At 43.1% G+C, this 19,781-nt stretch carries 14 protein-coding genes; 8 read left to right on the forward strand and 6 right to left on the reverse strand.

The window, feature by feature from the left end; genetic code table 11:
* The first annotated feature begins 1 nt into the window (after position 1).
* The 4 genes from WKU26_RS03845 (at position 2) to WKU26_RS03860 (ending at position 5,739) form a co-directional block, all read left to right on the forward strand.
* Positions 2 to 1,045 carry a discoidin domain-containing protein gene (locus WKU26_RS03845; RefSeq protein ID WP_340320956.1) on the forward strand — a complete coding sequence of 348 codons (1,044 nt, stop codon included), beginning with the start codon at positions 2 to 4 and terminating at the stop codon, positions 1,043 to 1,045.
* Between the two features lie 11 nt (positions 1,046 to 1,056).
* A complete protein-coding gene (locus WKU26_RS03850; protein WP_340320957.1) occupies positions 1,057 to 2,208 on the forward strand; it encodes a DUF1735 and LamG domain-containing protein in 1,152 nt (383 codons plus the stop codon).
* 155 nt (positions 2,209 to 2,363) lie between these two features.
* Positions 2,364 to 3,668 (forward strand): GH36-type glycosyl hydrolase domain-containing protein, encoded by a 1,305-nt coding sequence (locus WKU26_RS03855; protein WP_340320958.1) that lies wholly within the window; start codon positions 2,364 to 2,366, stop codon positions 3,666 to 3,668.
* A 124-nt stretch (positions 3,669 to 3,792) separates the two neighbouring features.
* Complete coding sequence (locus WKU26_RS03860; RefSeq protein WP_340320959.1) at positions 3,793 to 5,739, forward strand: glycoside hydrolase family 97 protein; 1,947 nt, start codon at positions 3,793 to 3,795, stop codon at positions 5,737 to 5,739.
* Positions 5,740 to 5,982: 243 nt separating this feature from the next.
* Here WKU26_RS03860 and WKU26_RS03865 read toward each other — a convergent pair whose 3' ends face one another.
* The 6 genes from WKU26_RS03865 to WKU26_RS03890 form a co-directional block, all read right to left on the reverse strand.
* Entirely contained in the window at positions 5,983 to 7,155 is a 1,173-nt protein-coding gene (locus WKU26_RS03865; RefSeq protein WP_340320960.1) for an iron-containing alcohol dehydrogenase, read from the reverse strand.
* 290 nt (positions 7,156 to 7,445) lie between these two features.
* The gene (locus WKU26_RS03870) at positions 7,446 to 8,507 is read right to left on the reverse strand and encodes an ABC transporter permease (RefSeq protein ID WP_340320961.1); all 1,062 of its coding nucleotides are present in this window, start codon (positions 8,505 to 8,507) and stop codon (positions 7,446 to 7,448) included.
* Positions 8,508 to 8,645: 138 nt separating this feature from the next.
* Positions 8,646 to 9,746: an ABC transporter permease gene (locus WKU26_RS03875; protein ID WP_178266761.1), complete on the reverse strand. Its 1,101-nt coding sequence runs from the start codon at positions 9,744 to 9,746 to the stop codon at positions 8,646 to 8,648.
* Positions 9,747 to 9,769: 23 nt separating this feature from the next.
* Entirely contained in the window at positions 9,770 to 11,239 is a 1,470-nt protein-coding gene (locus WKU26_RS03880; protein ID WP_340320962.1) for an ATP-binding cassette domain-containing protein, read from the reverse strand.
* A gap of 16 nt (positions 11,240 to 11,255) precedes the next feature.
* A complete protein-coding gene (locus WKU26_RS03885; protein WP_269877269.1) occupies positions 11,256 to 12,155 on the reverse strand; it encodes an HlyD family secretion protein in 900 nt (299 codons plus the stop codon).
* Between the two features lie 31 nt (positions 12,156 to 12,186).
* Positions 12,187 to 13,443 (reverse strand): TolC family protein, encoded by a 1,257-nt coding sequence (locus WKU26_RS03890; protein ID WP_340320963.1) that lies wholly within the window; start codon positions 13,441 to 13,443, stop codon positions 12,187 to 12,189.
* A gap of 161 nt (positions 13,444 to 13,604) precedes the next feature.
* Between WKU26_RS03890 and WKU26_RS03895 the strand changes: the two genes are divergently transcribed.
* From WKU26_RS03895 to WKU26_RS03910, 4 genes are all read left to right on the forward strand, one after another.
* Positions 13,605 to 14,534: a helix-turn-helix domain-containing protein gene (locus WKU26_RS03895; protein ID WP_340320964.1), complete on the forward strand. Its 930-nt coding sequence runs from the start codon at positions 13,605 to 13,607 to the stop codon at positions 14,532 to 14,534.
* A gap of 53 nt (positions 14,535 to 14,587) precedes the next feature.
* Complete coding sequence (locus WKU26_RS03900; protein WP_340320965.1) at positions 14,588 to 15,667, forward strand: choloylglycine hydrolase family protein; 1,080 nt, start codon at positions 14,588 to 14,590, stop codon at positions 15,665 to 15,667.
* 168 nt (positions 15,668 to 15,835) lie between these two features.
* Complete coding sequence (locus WKU26_RS03905) at positions 15,836 to 16,978, forward strand: acyltransferase (protein WP_340320966.1); 1,143 nt, start codon at positions 15,836 to 15,838, stop codon at positions 16,976 to 16,978.
* A 36-nt stretch (positions 16,979 to 17,014) separates the two neighbouring features.
* Positions 17,015 to 19,579, forward strand: a complete 2,565-nt coding sequence (locus WKU26_RS03910; RefSeq protein WP_340320967.1) for a beta-N-acetylglucosaminidase domain-containing protein — start codon at positions 17,015 to 17,017, stop codon at positions 19,577 to 19,579.
* Positions 19,580 to 19,781: the final 202 nt, after the last annotated feature.

Below are 19,781 nucleotides of genomic sequence, written 5' to 3' on the forward strand. Positions count from 1 at the left end.
TATGGATATACAAAATATAAGAAATAGTTTTTTAGGCTTATTGATGATGTGCGTCCCTACTTTGTTGGTGTCTTGCTCAGAAGATGAAGCATACGATTTTCCAGGAGATGGGGGTAAGGTTTTTGTACGCATGCAAACTTCGCATACAGTAAATAGTACAGCTAATACGGCGGAATTTACGGTACGTAAAACTTTGAATGGTGCTTTTGGTAGTGGAACTATTTCATTTCCTGTGCGCTGTACTATGCCGGCACAAGGAGAAGTAAGAGCTTTCTTCGATGTGGATAATTCTTTGATCGAAACTTATAATGCGACTCATCAGACTGATTATCAGGAAATGAAGTCCGATATATTGGCTTTTAATAAGAAAGACTTGGTCATTGGTAATGGAGCGATGCAATCGGCTGAAGAAATAGTGGTTTCTTTTGATGAAGAAAAGGTTGAAGCTTTGGCTGTTGGTGAATATCTTGTTCCGATAAAGATGATGCATGTAGAAGGTGGAATGGAGGTAAGTTCCAACTGGAATGTTGTTTATCTCATTCTTGAAGTGGTAGATGATCCATATGGATTTCCTGCTGCTGATAGAAATGGATGGACTATAGTGGATTGTTCTTCAGAAGAAACTAATGCTGAAAATGCTCCAGCCGTTAATGTACTGGATGGGGATAATGGAACTATCTGGCATACGGAGTATGATCAGAACCAGCCGAATCCTCCCCATACTATTACCATCAATATGGGTAAAGTGGGTAATATGGTCGGTTTCTGCTATACAACAAGAAGTTCTGGTTCTGGCTGTCCGTTGGGGTTAAAGGTAGAAGTAAGTACCAATAATACCGATTGGAACGAAGTTGCTACTTACGACCAAGATGATTTGCCGACCGGAAATAGTGTAGAATGTAAAAAGTTCTTTGAAGAAGAGAGAGAAGCACGTTATTTCCGTTTAACAATTACTAAAGCAGGGCAGAAGTATTGGGGTGACCGTATTTGGGAAACTCATTATGCTTGTCTTGCAGAAGTGGGCGCATTTTTATTAAACAAATAAGAAGAATGATTATGAAAAAGATATTTGGATTTATTTTGGCTATGATGTTATTTGCTAGTTGTCAGGAAGTAGCCGAATTTAAAGATGTAATTTATTTTACCGGTACAGAGGAATCTCCCCGTATCACTTTTACCATAGAGGAGCCTCGTGATATGGGAGTTACCATTACGGCTACTAATAAAGTAGCGACGGATACTCGTGTGCTTTTAGAGGTCGGTGACCAGTCGATGCTGGATGCATATAATGCAAAAACAGGTAAGAAATATGTGATGCCTCCTGCCGGAAGTTTTAATCTGGATAAGAATGAAACAGTTATTAAGGCTGGGAACTATGTATCAGAATCGGTAAGATTTGGGGTGACTTCGTTGGATGAATTTGTAGAAGGTACAAACTACTGTGTACCATTGGTAATTACCGGGACTGATGGAGATATGCCTGTCTTGGAATCTTCGAAAGTAATGTATGTGGTTATAAACCGTACTATTATTTCCAGAGCTGTCGATTTGCACGGACGTTGTGGATTCAATGTGCCTCAGTTTATGACAGATCCTCGTGTGGCGGCTTTGGATCAAGTAACCATGGAGATTCGTGTACGTGTAAACAGTTTCCCTTCTGCTAATGCTAATCCGGGTATTTCTTCGTTGATGGGTATTGAAGAAAATTTCCTGTTCCGCTTCGGTGATATCAGTATCGAAAAGAACCAATTGCAGTTGGCACCGGCTTTAATTAATGGTAAGAAATACTTTACTACTGGTGAAACCCGTTATACTACCGGTAAATGGCATCAGGTTGTATGTGTATACGATGGAAGTTCTGTGGCACTCTACGTGGATGGAAAATTAGATGTGAAGTTTGGTGCAGGTCCGGGTACAATTAACTTTAATGTGGATTATTTCGATGGATTCTGGTTTGGTCAGTCTTGTGGAGGCCGTTATTTGAATGGAGCCATCAGTGAAGCACGCTTCTGGACACGCGCTTTGACCATGAATGAAATTCAGGACAATGCTTGCTATGTAGACCCGAAAACACCGGGATTGTTGGCTTACTGGCGTTTTAATGCAGTGCAGGAAGACGGCCGTGTATTGGATGAAACCGGTAATGGATTTGATGCTATTCCTCATGGTTCATACACTTGGATAGAAAATGTAAAATGTCCTTATTAAGGCTTCTTTTTATAGATTAAGGTTAAATAGTTAAAGAACAATTTAGGGTTTGAAATCGGGGAACCACGACAGTTGTGAAACCATTGTGGTAACCCGATTTTATGTATTTTTGTAGCATAGAACAGGCTATTTATTACTATAAAAACAAATAAACTATGAAACATTCCATGAAATACGCAGCGATGGCCGCTCTGACTGCCATGTGTTTGTCGTGTACCACAAAGCAGCCTAATCCGCTGGCTAAAGAGATTTTGAATAATCCTGATCTTCAGGTTGTAGACAGTATGGGACGCTCCATTCTTTCTCAGGGCTTCAATGCCGGAAGCGGATATTCTCAGGTTTGGGCCAGAGACATGAATACCTTTATCGAAACAGCTTGTGAGGTGGTAAATCCGGAAGAAATCAGAGGTGCCTTGCTGGTGTTTTTCGCTCTTCAGCAGCCTAACAATGAGATGATAGACGGGTATGTGCTGAAAGGTGAATTCAATTGGGGAGATCCTAAACCTTATTATTCGGATGCAGCACCCGATCATGTGGGCTTTAAAAATACAGTAGAAACCGACCAGGAAACATCACTTATTCAGATTATAGGAAAGTACATTCGCAAGACAGGTGATAAATCAATCCTGAAAGAAGTGGTAAACGGTCTGACTGTTTATGAGCGGATGGTGAAAATGATAGACTATCTGATGACTGAAAAATATGATTCCAAATACGGATTGCTGACCGGTGCACTGACTTCCGACTGGGGCGATGTGCAGGCCAATGATGACGAGATGGTGGATATCAACGAAAACTCTGTGGTAACTATCGATGCGTACGACAATGCCATGTTTGCCATTGCATTGGAATTTATGGCGGAGATGAGTGAAGGAGAAGACAAGGCAAAATGGGAAAAAATGCGAAAAGAGATTGTGGCCAATACCCGTAAGCATTTATGGGATGAGGCTGCCAACAAGATTATTCCTCATGTTTATCCGAACGGTACACCTGATTTTGTGGATTTTGATGAAAACAAGATTCATTATCATGGGGGAACTGCAATTGCTATTGAGGCCGGTATACTGGAACACGATGAAATTGGTATTGTGAATGCGCAGATGGTGAGAAACGTGCAGCAGTCGGGTATGCCTTCTATTGGCCTTACTGTATATCCTCCTTATCCGGAGGGATTCTTCCGTGGTGGAATGGCAAAAGCATATGTCTATCAGAATGGAGGAGACTGGACTTGGTTTGGTGGACGCATGATTCAACAGCTGATTGCCAATGGATACATCGAAGAAGCTTATGCTGAAATTACTCCAATGATAGAGCGTGTGATAAAGAACAAGGGTTTCTATGAATGGTACGGACAGGGAGGTGTCCCCAGTGGTTCCGGACATTTTAAAGGTTCGGCCGGAGTATTGTGTAAAGCGATTGAGATGCTAAGAGAATGGGCTGAAAAGGAAAATAAATTGTAGGGTAATTTTATAAGTAGTTAGACTTTATAGAATGATGCTGAAACTCTTTTTTACTTTTAAATATTTGTTTTTCTAAGAAAGTTTAATAGTTTTTTGTTACATACAAGTTTTGAAATATATGAGTATGAGAAATAAAATTTTACTGTGTGTACTCTTGTTCTTTTCGGCTCTATCTGCAAAGTCAAAGAATGTAGAGTTGTATTCTCCCGACAAAGAGATTAAACTGGTCTTCACTTTGTCTGATAAAATTAAGTATGACTTGTTTAGTAAAGACCAGTTGCTGTTGAAGGATAATTCAATGCAGTTGATGCTGGAAAGTAAGGTACTGGGAGAGAATCCCCGTTTGCGTAAAATGAAACGGAGAAGTGTAGACGAAGAGATAAAACCAGTGGTTCCGTTTAAGTATGCAGTCGTACAAAACCATTATAATGAATTGGAGCTGAATTTCAAGGATTTCTCCGTTATAGTCCGTGCTTTTAATGATGGCTTTGCTTATCGGTTTGTTACTTCAGAAAAAGATTCAGTCAATGTAGTAGGAGAAAAGTTTGAAGTCAATTTTCCGGACGATTACCTGCTTCACATGCAACAGCCGGATAGTTTTAAAACGGCATATGAAGAACCTTATACACATTTATCCAGTAAAAAATGGACTTCGGATGCCAAGATGGCTACCTTGCCTTTCCTCATCGATACGCGTAAATCCTGCAAGATTTTAATCAGTGAAGCCGATTTGGCGGATTATCCCTGTATGTTTCTGAAAGGTACGGATACTAATGGAATACATGGAGTGTTTCCAGCTGTGCCGCTTGCTTATGGAGAAAACGGTGACCGCGATTTGACTATCTTGAAAACAGCAGATTACATTGCGCACACTAAAGGAAGCCGGAATTTCCCATGGCGTTATTTTGTAGTTGCCCAGACGGATGCTCAGCTGGTAGAAAATACAATGACCTGCCGTTTGTCCGGATCTTCGGAGATAAAAGAAACCAGTTGGATACAACCCGGGCAAGTGGCATGGGAATGGTGGAGTGGAGCTTTGCCCTATGGACCGGATGTGAATTTTGTGGCAGGATGCAATCTGGATACCTATAAGTATTATATTGATTTTGCAGCCAAACATCATATTCCATACATCCTGATGGATGAGGGATGGGCCAAGACCACATTCGATCCGTATACTCCGAATCCGGATGTCAATCTGCATGAGTTGATTCGTTATGGAAAAGAGAAAAATGTAGGCATTATTCTTTGGTTGACTTGGTTGGCAACTGAAAATAACTTCGATTTATTCAAAACATTCAGCGACTGGGGTGTAAAAGGTGTAAAAATTGACTTTATGAACCGGAGCGATCAGTGGATGGTCAATTTTTATGAACGGGTGGCACGCGAAGCAGCTAAGCATCATTTGCTGGTTGATTTCCACGGAGCATTCAAGCCGGCAGGTCTGGAATACAGATATCCTAATGTTTTGTCGTATGAAGGAGTAAGAGCCATGGAGCAGATGGGCGATTGTCTTCCGGACAACTCTTTGTATTTCCCGTTTATGCGTAACGCGGTAGGTCCGATGGATTATACGCCGGGAGCAATGATTAGTATGCAGCCGGAACTGTATGCAGCGATGCGTCCTAATGCGGCAAGTATAGGTACCCGTGCTTATCAGTTGGCTCTTTATGTATTGTGTGAAAGTGGATTGCAGATGTTGTCTGATTCGCCTACCCAGTATGCACGTAATACAGATTGTACCCGTTTTATTACTCAGGTTCCTGTGGTGTGGGATGAAACCCGTGTACTTGAGGCTAAAGTAGGAGAATATGTGGTGGTAGCCAAACGGAAAGGCGATCGATGGTTTATCGGAGGTATTACAAATAACAGTGAGAAAGTACGAGAGTTTAAGGTAAATCTTGATTTTCTGAATGCCGGCAAGACTTACCGGATGACTGCTTTCGAGGATGGTATCAACGCGGACCGTCAGGCGATGGATTATCGCTGTGTATCGGCTGATGTAACAAAAGGAGAAGAATTGACGCTTCGTCTGGTAAGAAACGGAGGTTTTGCTGCTGTTATTGAATAAATAGAATAAATAAGTTATATTTTCACAAGAAAAGGAGAGTGTGTCAAAATTCATTTTTTGAAAATATGAACTTATAATTTGAAATTTGAGCATCCTAAAAGACTAAAGAAAGGGCCGTATCATTACTCAATACAGAGTTTGATACGACCCTTTTAAATATTATAGTTATAAACTGTAACTTTGAAGAGTAGTCATTTTAGTTTTGACCCTCATATTTGCTCCTTATATTAGATTCCTTTAAACTTATTTGTACGATTTCTTATAAATATCCAACACTTCTGCATCGGTCAGCGGACGAGGATCGAGTGTGAACAGGCCACCCATGGTGTCGCGTGCATTCTGTACCATCTTCGGCAGATCTTCTTCCTTGAGTCCCCAGTCGCTAAGCTTCAGGTCGTGTACGTTGCAAGCCTTTTGCATCAGTACCAGTGCATCGATGAAATCACTTGGGCGGTTGCTCTTTTTCTGTGTCATTACTTCTGCCATTTTCATGTAGCGCTTCATGCAGTCGTTGCGGAAGGTTTCGAAGTAAGCTTCACTAAGGGCAATCAGTCCGGCACCGTGTGGAAGTTGGGGATAATATGCACTCATGGCATGTTCCATAGAGTGTTCGGAAGTACAGCTGGAAGTCGATTCTACCAATCCGGCCAGTGTACTTGCCCATGCCACTTTAGCACGTGCTTTCAGGTTCTTTCCGTCGGCTACAGCTACCGGAAGATATTTGAACAGCAACCGGATTGCTTCCAAAGCATAAAGGTCGCTGATAGGAGTGGCACAGTTGGCAATGAATCCTTCGGCTGCATGGAAGAATGCATCGAATCCCTGATAAGCGGTAAGGTGTGGAGGGATAGAGATCATCAGTTCCGGGTCGATGATAGACAGTACCGGGAAGGTAAGCGGACAGCCGAAACCGATTTTTTCCTGTCGTTCTTCATTGGTGATAACTGTCCAGGGGTCGGCTTCCGTACCTGTACCGGCTGTAGTCGGGATAGCCACAATCGGGAGTGCTTTGGTGACTGGTCTGCCCTTTCCGCTTCCACCGATGATATAATTCCAGTAATCACCTTCGTTGCAAGCCATGACAGCAATCGACTTGGCCGAATCGATGGTGCTTCCTCCTCCTAAACCGATGACAAAGTCGCAACCACTTTCACGGCAGATAGCAGCAGCTTCCATTACGTGCGATTTTATAGGATTGGGTAATATTTTGTCGTAAACAATGGATGCGATATCATTTTCAGTCAGTAAGTTGACAACTTTATCCAAATAACCGTATTTTTTCATGGATGTTCCGGCTGATATCACAATCATCGCTTTTTTTCCGGGAAGTGTTTCCGTTGCTAATTTCTTAATCTCACCACAACCGAACACGATACGTGTAGGGATGTGCAAATTGAAAACTGGATTTGCATTCATAATAGTATTCCCTTTAAAGTTCGTATTCTCAAATATAGTGAAATTCATGTCATATTTTAGTAATATCTGTGTTAAAAATGATAATAGAGGAAAATTTGAGGGCTGAATAGGCGATAAAAAGAAAAAGAAGTATAGGTTGCTGTGGTTGGTATTGCCTTTTAATTGGCGTCGTCGGCTGTCCGTTCGGCGTCGTCGGCTCTACGGACAATGGCGCTGAACGGACAGCCGACATCGCCGATTATAGATTAACAACTGTAAGAACAGGGAGTGTTATTCTTTCGTTCCTGATATTATGCCTGCTTCTTGTAGCTGTATATAGCCCAGCAGTACAGAGTGGTGGCAAATCCGGATAGAGTGAGCAGTTGCGATATAATATCGGCAAAAGAACTGCCTTTCAGATAGACCATGCGCATGATTTCCATAAAGTATCGTAATGGGTTGAGGTAGGTGAGGGTTTGTGCCCATTCGGGCATGCTGCCGATAGGGGTAAAAAGACCACTCATCAGAATGAAAATCAGCATGCAGAACCACATGACGAACATGGCTTGCTGCATAGTAGATGAATAGTTGGAAATAACCAGTCCGAGACCGGAGACCACCAGAATGAATACCAATGCGGCCAGATAAATGGTGCATAGATTTCCTTGGGGAGTGATGTGGTAGACCAGTGCTGCAAGACCGATACACAGATTCAATACCAGAAAGCCTATCATCCAATAGGGGAGTAGCTTACCTAAGGTGAAAGTGATACGACTGACAGGACTTACGTTCATTTGTTCAATGGTTCCGGTTTCTTTTTCACTGACGATATTCAGGGCTGGAAGAAAGCCGCAGATCATGACCAGTATCATGGTCATTAATGCAGGAACCATAAACATCTTGTAATCCAAATGTGGGTTGAACCGATAGCGTATGGAGGCAGTGCTTTGCTGGGGCATAAGAATCTGCTGCAGATAAGAGCTGCCCAGTGCTCCTTTCGTTCCGTCTACCGAGTTGGCTGCAATCAGAATAGAAGCTGTCCGGCCCTGGATTTGCTCTTTTTCAAAGCCGCGTGGTATTTCCATCACAATGTCGGCACGACCTTTTTCTATGGCCTCTATTCCTTTGGGGTAAGTAGCCGGCAGTTCGGTGAGTTTGAAGTAAGGAGATGCTTCGATACGGTGTACCAGCCGTTCGGAAGAAGGACTCCGGTCGTTGTCGATGACGGCAATGCGAAGATCTTTTATCTCCAATGTAGCCGCCCAGGGAAGTACCAGCATAATCATACACGGAAATATAAACAGTAGCCGGGGCAGAAAACTATGGCGTCGGATTTGTCTGAATTCCTTTTCTATCAGATAACGTAATGTCATAGGTGTAAGTTTTTAAGTTTTTAAGTTTTTAAGTTCTTGAGTTCTTGAGTTCTTGAGTTTTTGAGTTTTTGAGTTCTTAAGTTTTTGAGTTCTTTGGTTAAGTTGCCAGTTTATCATGGACTTATAGACTCAAATATATTATTCTAATCGGTTGTTAAACTTGCGGATGGTAAGGCCGGTCAATAGGATTCCCATCAGTAAGAGCACGCTTACTTCTTGCCATACATAGGCGAGGGGAACACCTTCTATCATGAGTTTGCGTACAATGCTGACATACCATCGGGCAGGGATGAGGCAGGACAGTCCCTGAAGGATGGGAGGCATGCTTCCGATGGGGAAGATGATACCCGACAGAATGATAGTCGGTATCATCAATACCATTGCCGAAACTAACAGGGCGGCCACTTGGGTACGGGTAAGACAGGAGATAAGCAATCCCAATGCCAGTGAAACAAAAATAAACAGCAGAGAAACTCCCAGCAGGCTACCCAAGTTGCCGGCTACCGGTACATCGAGTACAAAGACTGACAATAATAGAATGGTAGTAAGGTTCAGTACGGAGAGCGCAAAATAGGGTACTGCTTTGGAAAGAATGACCAGAAACGGATGGACGGGAGAGACGAGCAGTAGTTCCATCGTACCGGTTTCTTTTTCACGGACAATGGAAATGGAAGTCATCATGGCACATATCAGCATCAGAATCAGTCCCATTACCCCCGGAACAAAGTTGTAGGCGCTTTTCATTTGCGGATTGTATAGTAATCTGTTGTGTACAAGCAGAGAAGGATGTACTTTACCTGCATCGGCAAGTGTGGCTTGTGCCGTTCTGATGATTCCGGAAGCATAACTGCTGCGGGTGAGAGCCAGATTGGGGTCGGTTGCATCGGCAATAATCTGAATCTGTTCTGTATCGAAACGTTGTCGGTTGAAATCCGGGGGAAAGGCAATGGCCAGTTCAATTTTGTTTTTCCGGAAAAGGACTTCCAGCTCTTCGGGAGAGTGTACAATGTATTTTACGGTGAAATATTCGTTGGCATCGATGCGGTCGATAAGATATCGTGTATCGGTGTCTGTAGAAGAAACCAATATGGCGGTCTGTACATTTTTTACTTCAGTAGAAATGGCAAACCCGAAGAGGATAATCTGCACGATGGGCATACCGATAAGAATCAGTAATGTTCGTTTGTCGCGCAGGATATGATAAAATTCTTTTCTGACAAAGGCGATAAACTGTTTCATACATTGAGAAATTTGTAAGGTTACTACTCGCTTCGTTGCGCTTCACGGGCCAGTTTTTGGAAAACTTCGTCCATGTCTTTTGCCTTGAAGGTAGCTTTGAGCCCTGCCGGTGTATCAAGAGCACGGATGCGTCCGTCGACCATCATGGAGATACGGTCGCAGTATTCCGCTTCGTCCATGTAATGAGTGGTTACAAAGACTGTAATGCCTTGGTTGGCGGCCTGATAAATCAATTCCCAAAATTGTTTTCGGGTAGCGGGATCTACTCCGCCGGTAGGCTCGTCGAGAAAAACCAGGCGTGGATGATGGAAGATGGATATTGAGAAGGACAAACGTTGTTTCCATCCTAAAGGCAACTGTCGGACCAAGGTATTCCGTTCATCGTATAAACCGATGCGTCGCAGCATTTCCTCCGTGCGGGGAGCGATTTCTTTTTCTGCTATTCCATAAATACCTGCGAAAAGACGGACATTCTCCCGTACTGTAAGGTCTTCGTACAATGAAAACTTCTGACTCATATAGCCGATGTGTTTTTTGATTTCCTCGCTTTGGGTATATACATCGTATCCCAAGACTTCTGCCTGCCCTTCTGTAGGAAGACTCAGACCACATAGAATACGCATGGCGGTAGTTTTTCCTGCACCGTTTGCTCCCAGAAAACCAAATATTTCTCCACGCTTTACTTCGAAGGAAATATGGTCTACTGCAGTGAAACGACCGAACTGTTTGACCAGTTGTGATACCCGTATGATGGGGGTATCATCGGCAGAAGTGCTATCGTGATGAAGGGGGGAAGGGCAAAGAATATCTTTAAACCGTTCCAGTATAATAGAGGGAGTATCGATGCCTGATATATAACCTTCGCGGATGAAGGCGATACGGTCGCAGCGTCGGGCTTCGTCCATGAAAGGAGTGGAAACAACGATGGTTACTCCCCGTATCTGCAACCGGTGGAGCATTTGCCAGAGCTCTTTGCGGGAAACCGGGTCGACTCCGGTAGTTGGTTCATCGAGAAAGAGGATTTCCGGATTGTGTATCAAGGCGCAGCATAATGCCAGTTTTTGCTTCATTCCTCCCGATAAGGCTCCGGCACGCCGGTGACGGAAAGGGGCTATCTGTTCATAAATCTCTTTGATTTGTCCGTAGTTTGCTTCTACTGTGGTATGGAATACAGTGGCAAAGAAGGTGAGATTTTCTTCTACTGTCAAATCTTGATACAGCGAGAACCGACCGGGCATGTAGCCTATCCGTTGCCGTATTTTCCGATAGTCGGTAAGTACATTGAAACCACATAATTCTGCCTGGCCTTCGTCGGCAGCCAATAGGGTGGTGAGGAGGCGAAACAAGGTTGTCTTTCCGGAACCGTCGGGACCGATGATTCCAAACAGTTCTCCTCGTTTTACGCTGAACGATACATCGTGCAGAGCTACCGTCTTTCCGTAACGCTTGCCGAGGTGACTTACCTGAATAATAGGTTTTTCTTCTTGTTTCATTTTGTGCAATTTTTACTTATTCTTGGTGGAAAACAACTTCTCCGTACATTCCCAGTTTGATGGCACCATCATTGCGGACTGCAATTTTTACTGCATAAACCTGATTGGCACGTTCGTCATCGGTCAGTATGGTTTTGGGAGTAAACTCAGCTTCATCGGCTATCCACGTTACAGTGCCGGAGTACTCTTTCCGCTTCTTGTCGCCAAAATCGGCATATACAGTGGCTTTTCCTCCCAAACGAACCTGGGCGAGTTGCTCCGAAGTGACATAGGCGCGCAGATAAAGATGTTCCATATCGCCTATCTTGAACAGGGGTTTTCCGATGCTTGTCACTTCGCCGGGTTCGGTGTATTTGACTAAAACAGTTCCATCGATAGGGGAGAGGATGTGGCACTTTTTCAACAAATCTTCGGTCTGTGCAATCTGGATTGCTACCGAGGAACTTTGTTCGTTGAGGCTTGCTGTATTGTTCTCCAAAGAAGAAATTTGTGCTTCCAGCTGGCGGTTGAGCACTGCTATCTGTGAGTCCCAGTCATCCAGTTGTTTGCGGTTGGCAGCATTGGCCTGAATCAGATTCTGGGTACGGGTACGTTCTTTCTGTGCAGTAGCGATCTGTGCTTTTGTAGCTGCAATCTGCTTTCGGATGTCCGGACGTTGTTTGTCTACAGATTTCATACTGGCCTCCAGTTGAAGTTTTTTCAGATAGAGTTGGATGGTATCCACCAGCCCGACCTCTTCTCCACGTTTCAGGCGGTTTCCTTCTTCTGCATTCAGGTAAAACAACTTCCCGTTTGATTCGGAAGAAACGATGATTTCTGTGGTTTCGAATGTCCCTGTGGCATCAAAATTCTGTTCGGAGCGGCAGGAAGAGAACAGAAAGGCATATAGAACAAAAAGAAAAGATATTGTTTTCATAACAAGATTTGTTTAATGACTATTTTATATATTATTCGTTTGTAATGTGTTTTTGCTGGTAAAGTTTCATGAGCAACTGGATTTCGTGCAATGCTTTGTTTTGCTTGGCCAGACTTTCGTGTGTCAGTTCCCGCAGCATTTCGGTTACAGTCAGTGTACCATTGGCAACCTTAGCCTCGGCGGCTTTACGTATGTTGATTCGCAGGCGAATCATTTCATCGTCTTCTTCCATTTGTTTCCGTAGAGAATGAATAGCCTGTTCTTGTTCTGTTAAAGCAATCCGGGTGTTTAGCAAGAATACATCTCTGTTGTTCTGTACTTGCAAACGTTCGGTATGTAGCTTCTTCCGGTCGTTTTTCAAAGTATAAAGACTTCCGAACCGCCAGCTCACTTTGGCTCCCACAATAAAATAAGGTTCAAAGGAATCTTTAAGCATATTGAGTCCGGGATTGCCGTAAGCCCCTTGTGCAAAAAGACTGAAACGAGGCATGTATCCCGTTTTCAGGCTTTGTTCCTTGATGTGGAGGGTCTGTTCCTGCGCTGAGTAAAGAGCCAGTTCCGGTCGGTTGATTGAAAGGGAGGTATCGGATAGAGGAAGGTCGGGCTTTTGTAAGAGGGTATTTGTATTTACTTCTTCTCCCATAAACAGACTCAGCATACGGAGATAGCCATTACGGTTACTTTCTATTTGTATGCGTTGCTGCCGGGTATTCAAGATTTCTACACGTACAGCATCTACATCTGCCTCGTTGGCTATGCCGTAAGTGCAGTAGGCTTTTATATTGACGAGGTTTCGCTGTAATTCCTCTTGTAATAGGGTGTTCTGATCCAGTTGCTCATTGAAAAGGAGAATACCGAAAAACAATTGGTTGATTCGTTCTCTGAGTGCATACATGTTTACATCCAACTGTCTTTCAGCCTCTTCTCCTTGAGCCTGCACTTGTGCTTTCTGGGAGTGAATCTGTCCTCCGTCCCAAATATTCTGACTGACTTCCATCATAATTTGATATTGGTCTTTGGACATGCCTTGGAAATCAAGGTTGGGCAAAGTAAACGGGAGTGTCGTGGCATCGCTTTGATACGATACTTTTCCATGGAGACTGATTTGAGGCAGGTTGCCTTTGGCTGCATTGGCAAGCGTATAGCTTGTGGACCGCTCTATTAACTGATATTGTCGGGAGAGCGGATAGTTGGCCTGTGCCTTTTGCTGACATTCTTCCAAGGTCAGTTGGGCGTGGCTGTGTATTCCCATGCAGATGCATAGAATAAGGAGCAGATTCCGTTTCATTTCAATTTTTCTTTAAGGTTTCTATGACAAAGGTATGTAATTCTATTGTTCCTGACAGGTTCTGCTTGTTGTGTCGTATGTTCTGTTTGTTCGATAATAGAAGAAAAGACTGATTTTATATTCAATAATAATTATCTTTACAGGAACAAATCTACATTGCTATGGAACAAAAAGAGATGATGCATTTTGCCATTAAGCAGGTGAAAGAGTTTTCTACGGGATTGCGTAATGTTTCACGTTTTGTATCCGATGACTTTGCTTTCATCCGGTGTATTCAAGGTGCTGAGGACTTGATGCATTTTCTTGTGAAATTTCGTCAGCCTTTTCGTCTGATGGAAGGGCGTGTAGTGTATATGCGCTCGGGATATATAGATGTACGTGTGAATTTGCGCGAGATTCGGATTGAACCGCATCAGTTGGTTGTTGCTTCCCGGGGAACTGTATTGCAGGTATTATATGTCTCTCCGGATTGTGATTTGTCTATGTTGGCAGTTTCCAATAATTTCATGGAAGATTGGCAGAAAGAAGAGCTGTTGATGTCTTATTTGTCCGGACGGCTGTATTTGAAGCTTCCGTTGGAAGAACAGGAAGAGTGGAGGATGGAACTGATGTGTACCTTGATGTGGGAAGTAATGAATGACAGACCTTTTCCGAAAGAAACACTTCAAAGCCTTGTCTCTGCCTTGTTCCGTCAGATAGAATGTTTTTGTGCGCAGAAACAGACGAAAGATAGTACACGATATACACGGAAGGAAGAAGTTTTCAACAGGTTTCTGGAACTTGTTAATAAGTATGCTGTCCGCGAGCGGAATGTCTCGTTTTATGCGGACAGACTGTATCTTACTCCCCGCTACTTGAGTACGCTTATCAGGCAGATTAGTGGGCGAACGATAATGGACTGGATCAATGAGGCCGTTTTACAAGAAGCAAAACTAATGTTGCGGCATAGTGATAAACTGGTATATCAGGTGTCCGATGCGCTCAACTTCCCCAATGCTTCGTTTTTCTGCAAGTTCTTTCGTCGGTTGACGGGAAAAACCCCTAATGAATATAAACAGGAAGTATGGAAAAAGATATCAGATTCTGAATGACTTGGAAAACAATAGATTGAGTTTGTGTGTTTTAATATTAAAATTATACACTTATGAGAAATAGAATTTTAATGATACTGCTTGTAATAGCAGGAAGTTTGGGAATGTATCGCGCCAGTGCGTGTACAGGTATTACGCTAAAGGCAAAAGACGGATCTTATGTTGTGGCGCGTACTATTGAATGGGGAGGAAGTGACCTGAACAGTTTGTATGTGGTTGTTCCTCGTGGATATGCACAGCAGTCGTATACACCGGCAGGAGTGGATGGAATGAAATTTACTGCCCGTTACGGATATGTGGGACTGTCTGTAGAACAGAAAGAATTTGTAGCCGAAGGACTGAATGAAGAGGGCTTGTCTGCCGGATTGTTCTATTTCCCGCGCTATGGTAAATATGAAACTTTCGACAAAACACGGAAAGAAGAAGCTATTGCCGATTTACAACTGGTGAGTTATGTATTGGGAACTTGCAAGAATGTAGATGAAGTGAAACTGGCCTTGGAGAAGGTGCATGTGGTGGCTATTGACCCTCGTGCCGAAACAGTACACTGGCGTTTTTCTGATCCTTCGGGCAGACAGCTGGTACTTGAAATCGTAGACGGAGTCTTGAAGTATTATGAGAATGCATTGGGAGTTTTGACCAATTCTCCGGGATTCGACTGGCAATTGACAAACTTGAACAATTATGTGAATCTTTTCCCGGGAAGTGCACCGTCACAGAAATTAGGAGATGTCAGCTTGCAGTCGTTTGGAGCGGGCAGCGGTTTCCTGGGTATACCGGGCGATGTGACTCCTCCGTCTCGTTTTGTACGGGCTGCCTTCTATCAGGCTACAGCTCCGCAGCAGGCTACTGGTAAGAGTACCGTGTTGCAGTGCTTTCAGATACTGAACAACTTCGATATTCCAATCGGAATTGAACATGCAGCCGGACAACCGATGGCCGATATCCCCAGTGCTACTCAATGGACTTCGGCTACAGATGTAACAAACAAGCAGATTTATTATCGTACGATGTACAATAGTGCAATACGAAATATAGATTTGAACCGAATTGATTTTACCCGTGTAAAATATAAGGCCATACCTTTGGATGAAGGAAAAGAACAGCCTGTGATTTCGGTCAAGGTGAAATAAATTGAATACTGTGGGTCCTACGAAGTTTGGGACTAATGAGGAAACCGGACTGTTTCAACTGTAAGCAAAAACGTTAAACAAATAGAATTATTTAAGGTAGAACAAAGATTTATTACCCGAAGTGCACTATTTTTGTCTCAGTGATAAACTTTGTTAATTCTTTAAATAATGAATGGTAAAGAAAAGGGAAATATAGGCTGGGTGGATTTGTTGAGAGTGCTTGCCTGTTTTTTTGTAGTGTTTTCTCATTGTTGTGACGGCTTCGTAGGACAATTTGATGCTAATCGTCAATCGTTTCTGACAGGGGTGTTCTCTGGCAGTCTGGCTCGTCCGTGTGTACCTTTGTTTGTAATGATGACAGGAGTTTTGTTGCTTCCTGTCGGCAAGGAGTATACTTTGCAGAGTTTCTATAAGAAACGTATCGGTCGTATCCTTACTCCGCTTGTATTTTGGTCGCTGGCTCTTCCCACTCTTGCTTTTCTTTATTTCAATTATGTGAGTCCGGATACTCATAATCCTTTGCTTTCTACAGACAATTATACGGTGCACACGTGGTTGCAGCGTCTTTATACCTTTGTATTCAGCTTTAATTTTGATACGGTACCTTTCTGGTATCTGTATATGCTTATCGGACTTTATCTGTTGATGCCGATATTGAGCAGCTGGCTGGTTCAGGCCTCACAGAAAGACATCAGGACTGTACTGATACTTTGGGGTATATCTCTGTTCCTTCCTTACATTAAAATGGCAGCTCCGTTTTTGGGGTATCAGGGGAATTATGGTAATATGGATATATTGGGGGTATGCGACTGGAATTCCTATGGCACTTTTTATTATTTCTCCGGATTTATCGGTTATCTGATACTGGCATATTATCTTACTCATTATCCATTGAACTGGAGTTGGAAAAAGACTTGGCTTATATCAGTGCCTATGTTTATAATCGGTTATATGATTACCTCTGTGGGATATATCATTACACAGAAGTATTATCCGGGAAACTATGCTTATCTTGAAATTGTATGGTATTTCGCCGGAATCAATGTGTTCATGATGACTTTTCCGGTCTTTGTCATCGTACAGAAAACCCGAATATCTTCTTTACCCTGGCTTTCGCGTATGGCAAGTATGACATTCGGTATTTATTTGTGTCATTATACCTTTGTGTTTATGGCATACGATTTGTTTGATTTCTCCTTTCTCCCGTATTGGGCGCGGATAATCTGCATGGCATGTACTACGTTTGGAGTATGTTATTTGTTGGTTTCTCTTCTTTCGAAGTCTAAGCTGACAGCGCGTTTGGTGAAGTAAAACCTTTTAATCTGAAAACTTAAATTAATCTTATATATGGTAATATCAAGAAAAGTAATGGCTGCTTTGGCAGCTGGAGTATTGACTTGTGGGCATGTAGCTGCACAAGAAGCTGATTTCGACTTGTCTTCACAGCGTTCGGAGTCACAGGACGTGTTGCCGGTTCCCGGTAAGAAACTGGATCATCAAGGATTGGTGATTAATCCTGTTCCGCATCAGTTGACAGTAGACCGGAACACCCGTCTGGATGTGACTGGAGGTGTGCGGATAATCGACAAACAGAAGAAATTTGCCGAAGATTTCGGATTTATCGCAGCTTCGAAGAAAGGAGTGAAACTGACTATCGATTTTGGTACAAAGGTCGCTTCCAAACAAGGTGTGAAAGCTGTTTCAGGTGCTTACGTACTGACAATTGACAAGAAAGGGATTACAATTACCGGTTATGATGAACAAGGAGCATTTTATGGTATTCAGACTTTGAAGCAGATTATGGAAAGTCCGGTAGCTGCCGAAGGTAATCTTCCTTATATAACTATAAACGACTACCCGGATTTGCCTAACAGAGGAGTGGTAGAAGGTTTTTACGGTACTCCCTGGTCGCACGAAGTACGTATGTCGCTGATTGATTTCTATGGCAAGTTTAAGCTGAACAGCTATCTGTATGGTCCGAAAGATGATCCGTATCACAGCTGTCCGAACTGGCGTCTGCCTTATCCGGAAAAAGAAGCGGCTAATATTAAGGAACTGATTCAGGCTTGCCGCCGTAACCGTGTGAACTTTGTATGGGCTATTCATCCGGGACAAGATATCAAGTGGAATGAAGAAGACTATCAGAATCTGGTGAACAAGTTCAATTGGATGTACGATTTGGGTGTTCGTTCGTTTGCTATTTTCTTCGATGATATTTCGGGCGAAGGAACCAATCCGGTCAAGCAGGTGGAACTGTTGAATCGCTTGAATACAGACTTTGTAAAAGCAAAAGGTGATGTGGCTTCGCTGGTTGTATGTCCGACAGATTATTCAAAGCTGTGGGCCAATCCTACTCCTCAGGGAAGTCTGGCTATTTACGGTAATACGCTCGATCCTTCTGTACAGGTATTTTGGACCGGAGATGTGGTGTGCAGCGATTTGACGAAAGAAACACAAGACTGGGTGAATTCTCGCATCAAGCGTCCGGCTTATTTCTGGTGGAACTATCCGGTGACTGACTATGTACGCCATATTCTGTTGCAGGGACCTGTATATGGTCTTAATACTTCGCTTACTGCCAACGATTTGTGCGGTATAGCAAGTAATCCGATGGAGCATGGTGAGGCTTCTAAACTGGCGTTGTATGGGGTAGCCGATTATGCATGGAATACAGCCAACTATAATGCGTTGGATAACTGGGAGAGAGGTCTGGAAGTGCTTGTACCGCAGGCAAAAGATGCTTATCGTACCTTTGCTATCCACTCTTCCGATACAGAAAACGGTTATCGCCGTGACGAATCGTGGGAAACAGAAACGTTCCGTATCAGTAATTATACAGATGCGCAATATCAGGCACTCTTGAAGGAGTTTGAAAAGGTAGAGAAAGTACCGGCAGAAATGGAGGCCGGATGTACTAATAAAGGACTTCTGAAAGAGTTGAATCCTTGGTTGCAGGAATTTGGTAAGTTGGGTACGAGAGGAAAGAATGCCATGATGCTTATCAAACAGTATGAAGACGGAAGTGACAATAATGCTTTCTGGAATAAATATGTGGAGAACCTGATGTCGGAGGACGACAAAAAAGCTTATAATGCTCATAAATCGGGAACAATGAAGCTTCAGCCGTTCTATGAACATGCTATGGACGATATGGCATACGGCTTCTATACCAAATTGGCTGGAAAGTATCCGAAAGTGAGCAGAGCTATCAGTTCTTTTGCTACTATTCGTTCTACTTCGAACAAACTGATGTTTGATAATGACTCTACTACTTTCTATACTTCGGGTACGGCTCAGAAGGAAGGCGATTGGATTGGAGTAGATTTGGGTTATGTAGAAGATGTGAAGGAAGTGTCTATTTTGCAAGGCCGTAATTCGGTAGACGATGTAGACTATTTTGACCACGCTGTGTTGGAATGTTCGGCAGACGGTAAAACCTGGACAGCTTTGTTGCCGGATTTGGACAAGCAGTATGTAATTCACTGGACAGGTGAGCCGGTCAAGGCGCGTTACGTTCGCCTGAAGCGTCTGGATTCGAAAAAGACCAACTATGCCGCTATCCGTTCGTTCGAAGTGAATCCAGCTAAAGTTGAGGCTTTGGGATTCAGTCTGGAAACTGAAAAACCGACACAGGCTTTGTATGCCTTCGATGAAAATCCGGAAACATCGTATGCACAAGAAGGTACTCTGACTTTTGAAGTTCCTCAAGGTGTAACCGGATATACTTGCCTGATGAATCAGTCGAAACAGACTGCAGGTATTACTGTTTCGCAACTTGATAAGAAAGGTAATGTCATTTCAGAACTGGCTGTGAAATCTTCATACTTTGAATTGAAGTTGGATAAGAAAGCGGTAAAAGTTCAGATTACAGGTACAACCGAAATCTTTGAACTGATTCCACAGTGTAAGTAAGGCCTTAGGTTATTATTCAAATAGAACAGAGAATCCCGATAGGAACTCATCTGACAGGATGGGTTTCGTATCGGGATTTTTTATGGGCTTATCTTTGGAATGATCGGGAAGGGAAGTGTGGATATTGCGTATTTGCTATTTATCGAATTCTGACTCTTTGCTGTGCCTTAGATTGTTGTGTTAATGAGAAAGTAAAGGCATA

It is taken from the genome of Phocaeicola sp. HCN-40430 (genome assembly GCF_037890285.1).
GTDB classification, from domain to species: Bacteria; Bacteroidota; Bacteroidia; order Bacteroidales; family Bacteroidaceae; genus Phocaeicola; species Phocaeicola acetigenes.

Coding starts and splice junctions, on each gene's coding strand:
- WKU26_RS03910 (WP_340320967.1), top strand. CDS start 17,015: ATGGTAATATCAAGAAAAGTAATGGCTGCTTTGGCAGCTGGAGTATTG.
- WKU26_RS03875 (WP_178266761.1), bottom strand. CDS start 9,746: ATGAAACAGTTTATCGCCTTTGTCAGAAAAGAATTTTATCATATCCTG.
- WKU26_RS03880 (WP_340320962.1), bottom strand. CDS start 11,239: ATGAAACAAGAAGAAAAACCTATTATTCAGGTAAGTCACCTCGGCAAG.
- WKU26_RS03870 (WP_340320961.1), bottom strand. CDS start 8,507: ATGACATTACGTTATCTGATAGAAAAGGAATTCAGACAAATCCGACGC.
- WKU26_RS03890 (WP_340320963.1), bottom strand. CDS start 13,443: ATGAAACGGAATCTGCTCCTTATTCTATGCATCTGCATGGGAATACAC.
- WKU26_RS03855 (WP_340320958.1), top strand. CDS start 2,364: ATGAAACATTCCATGAAATACGCAGCGATGGCCGCTCTGACTGCCATG.
- WKU26_RS03885 (WP_269877269.1), bottom strand. CDS start 12,155: ATGAAAACAATATCTTTTCTTTTTGTTCTATATGCCTTTCTGTTCTCT.
- WKU26_RS03845 (WP_340320956.1), top strand. CDS start 2: ATGGATATACAAAATATAAGAAATAGTTTTTTAGGCTTATTGATGATG.
- WKU26_RS03850 (WP_340320957.1), top strand. CDS start 1,057: ATGAAAAAGATATTTGGATTTATTTTGGCTATGATGTTATTTGCTAGT.
- WKU26_RS03895 (WP_340320964.1), top strand. CDS start 13,605: ATGGAACAAAAAGAGATGATGCATTTTGCCATTAAGCAGGTGAAAGAG.
- WKU26_RS03865 (WP_340320960.1), bottom strand. CDS start 7,155: ATGAATGCAAATCCAGTTTTCAATTTGCACATCCCTACACGTATCGTG.
- WKU26_RS03900 (WP_340320965.1), top strand. CDS start 14,588: ATGAGAAATAGAATTTTAATGATACTGCTTGTAATAGCAGGAAGTTTG.
- WKU26_RS03905 (WP_340320966.1), top strand. CDS start 15,836: ATGAATGGTAAAGAAAAGGGAAATATAGGCTGGGTGGATTTGTTGAGA.
- WKU26_RS03860 (WP_340320959.1), top strand. CDS start 3,793: ATGAGAAATAAAATTTTACTGTGTGTACTCTTGTTCTTTTCGGCTCTA.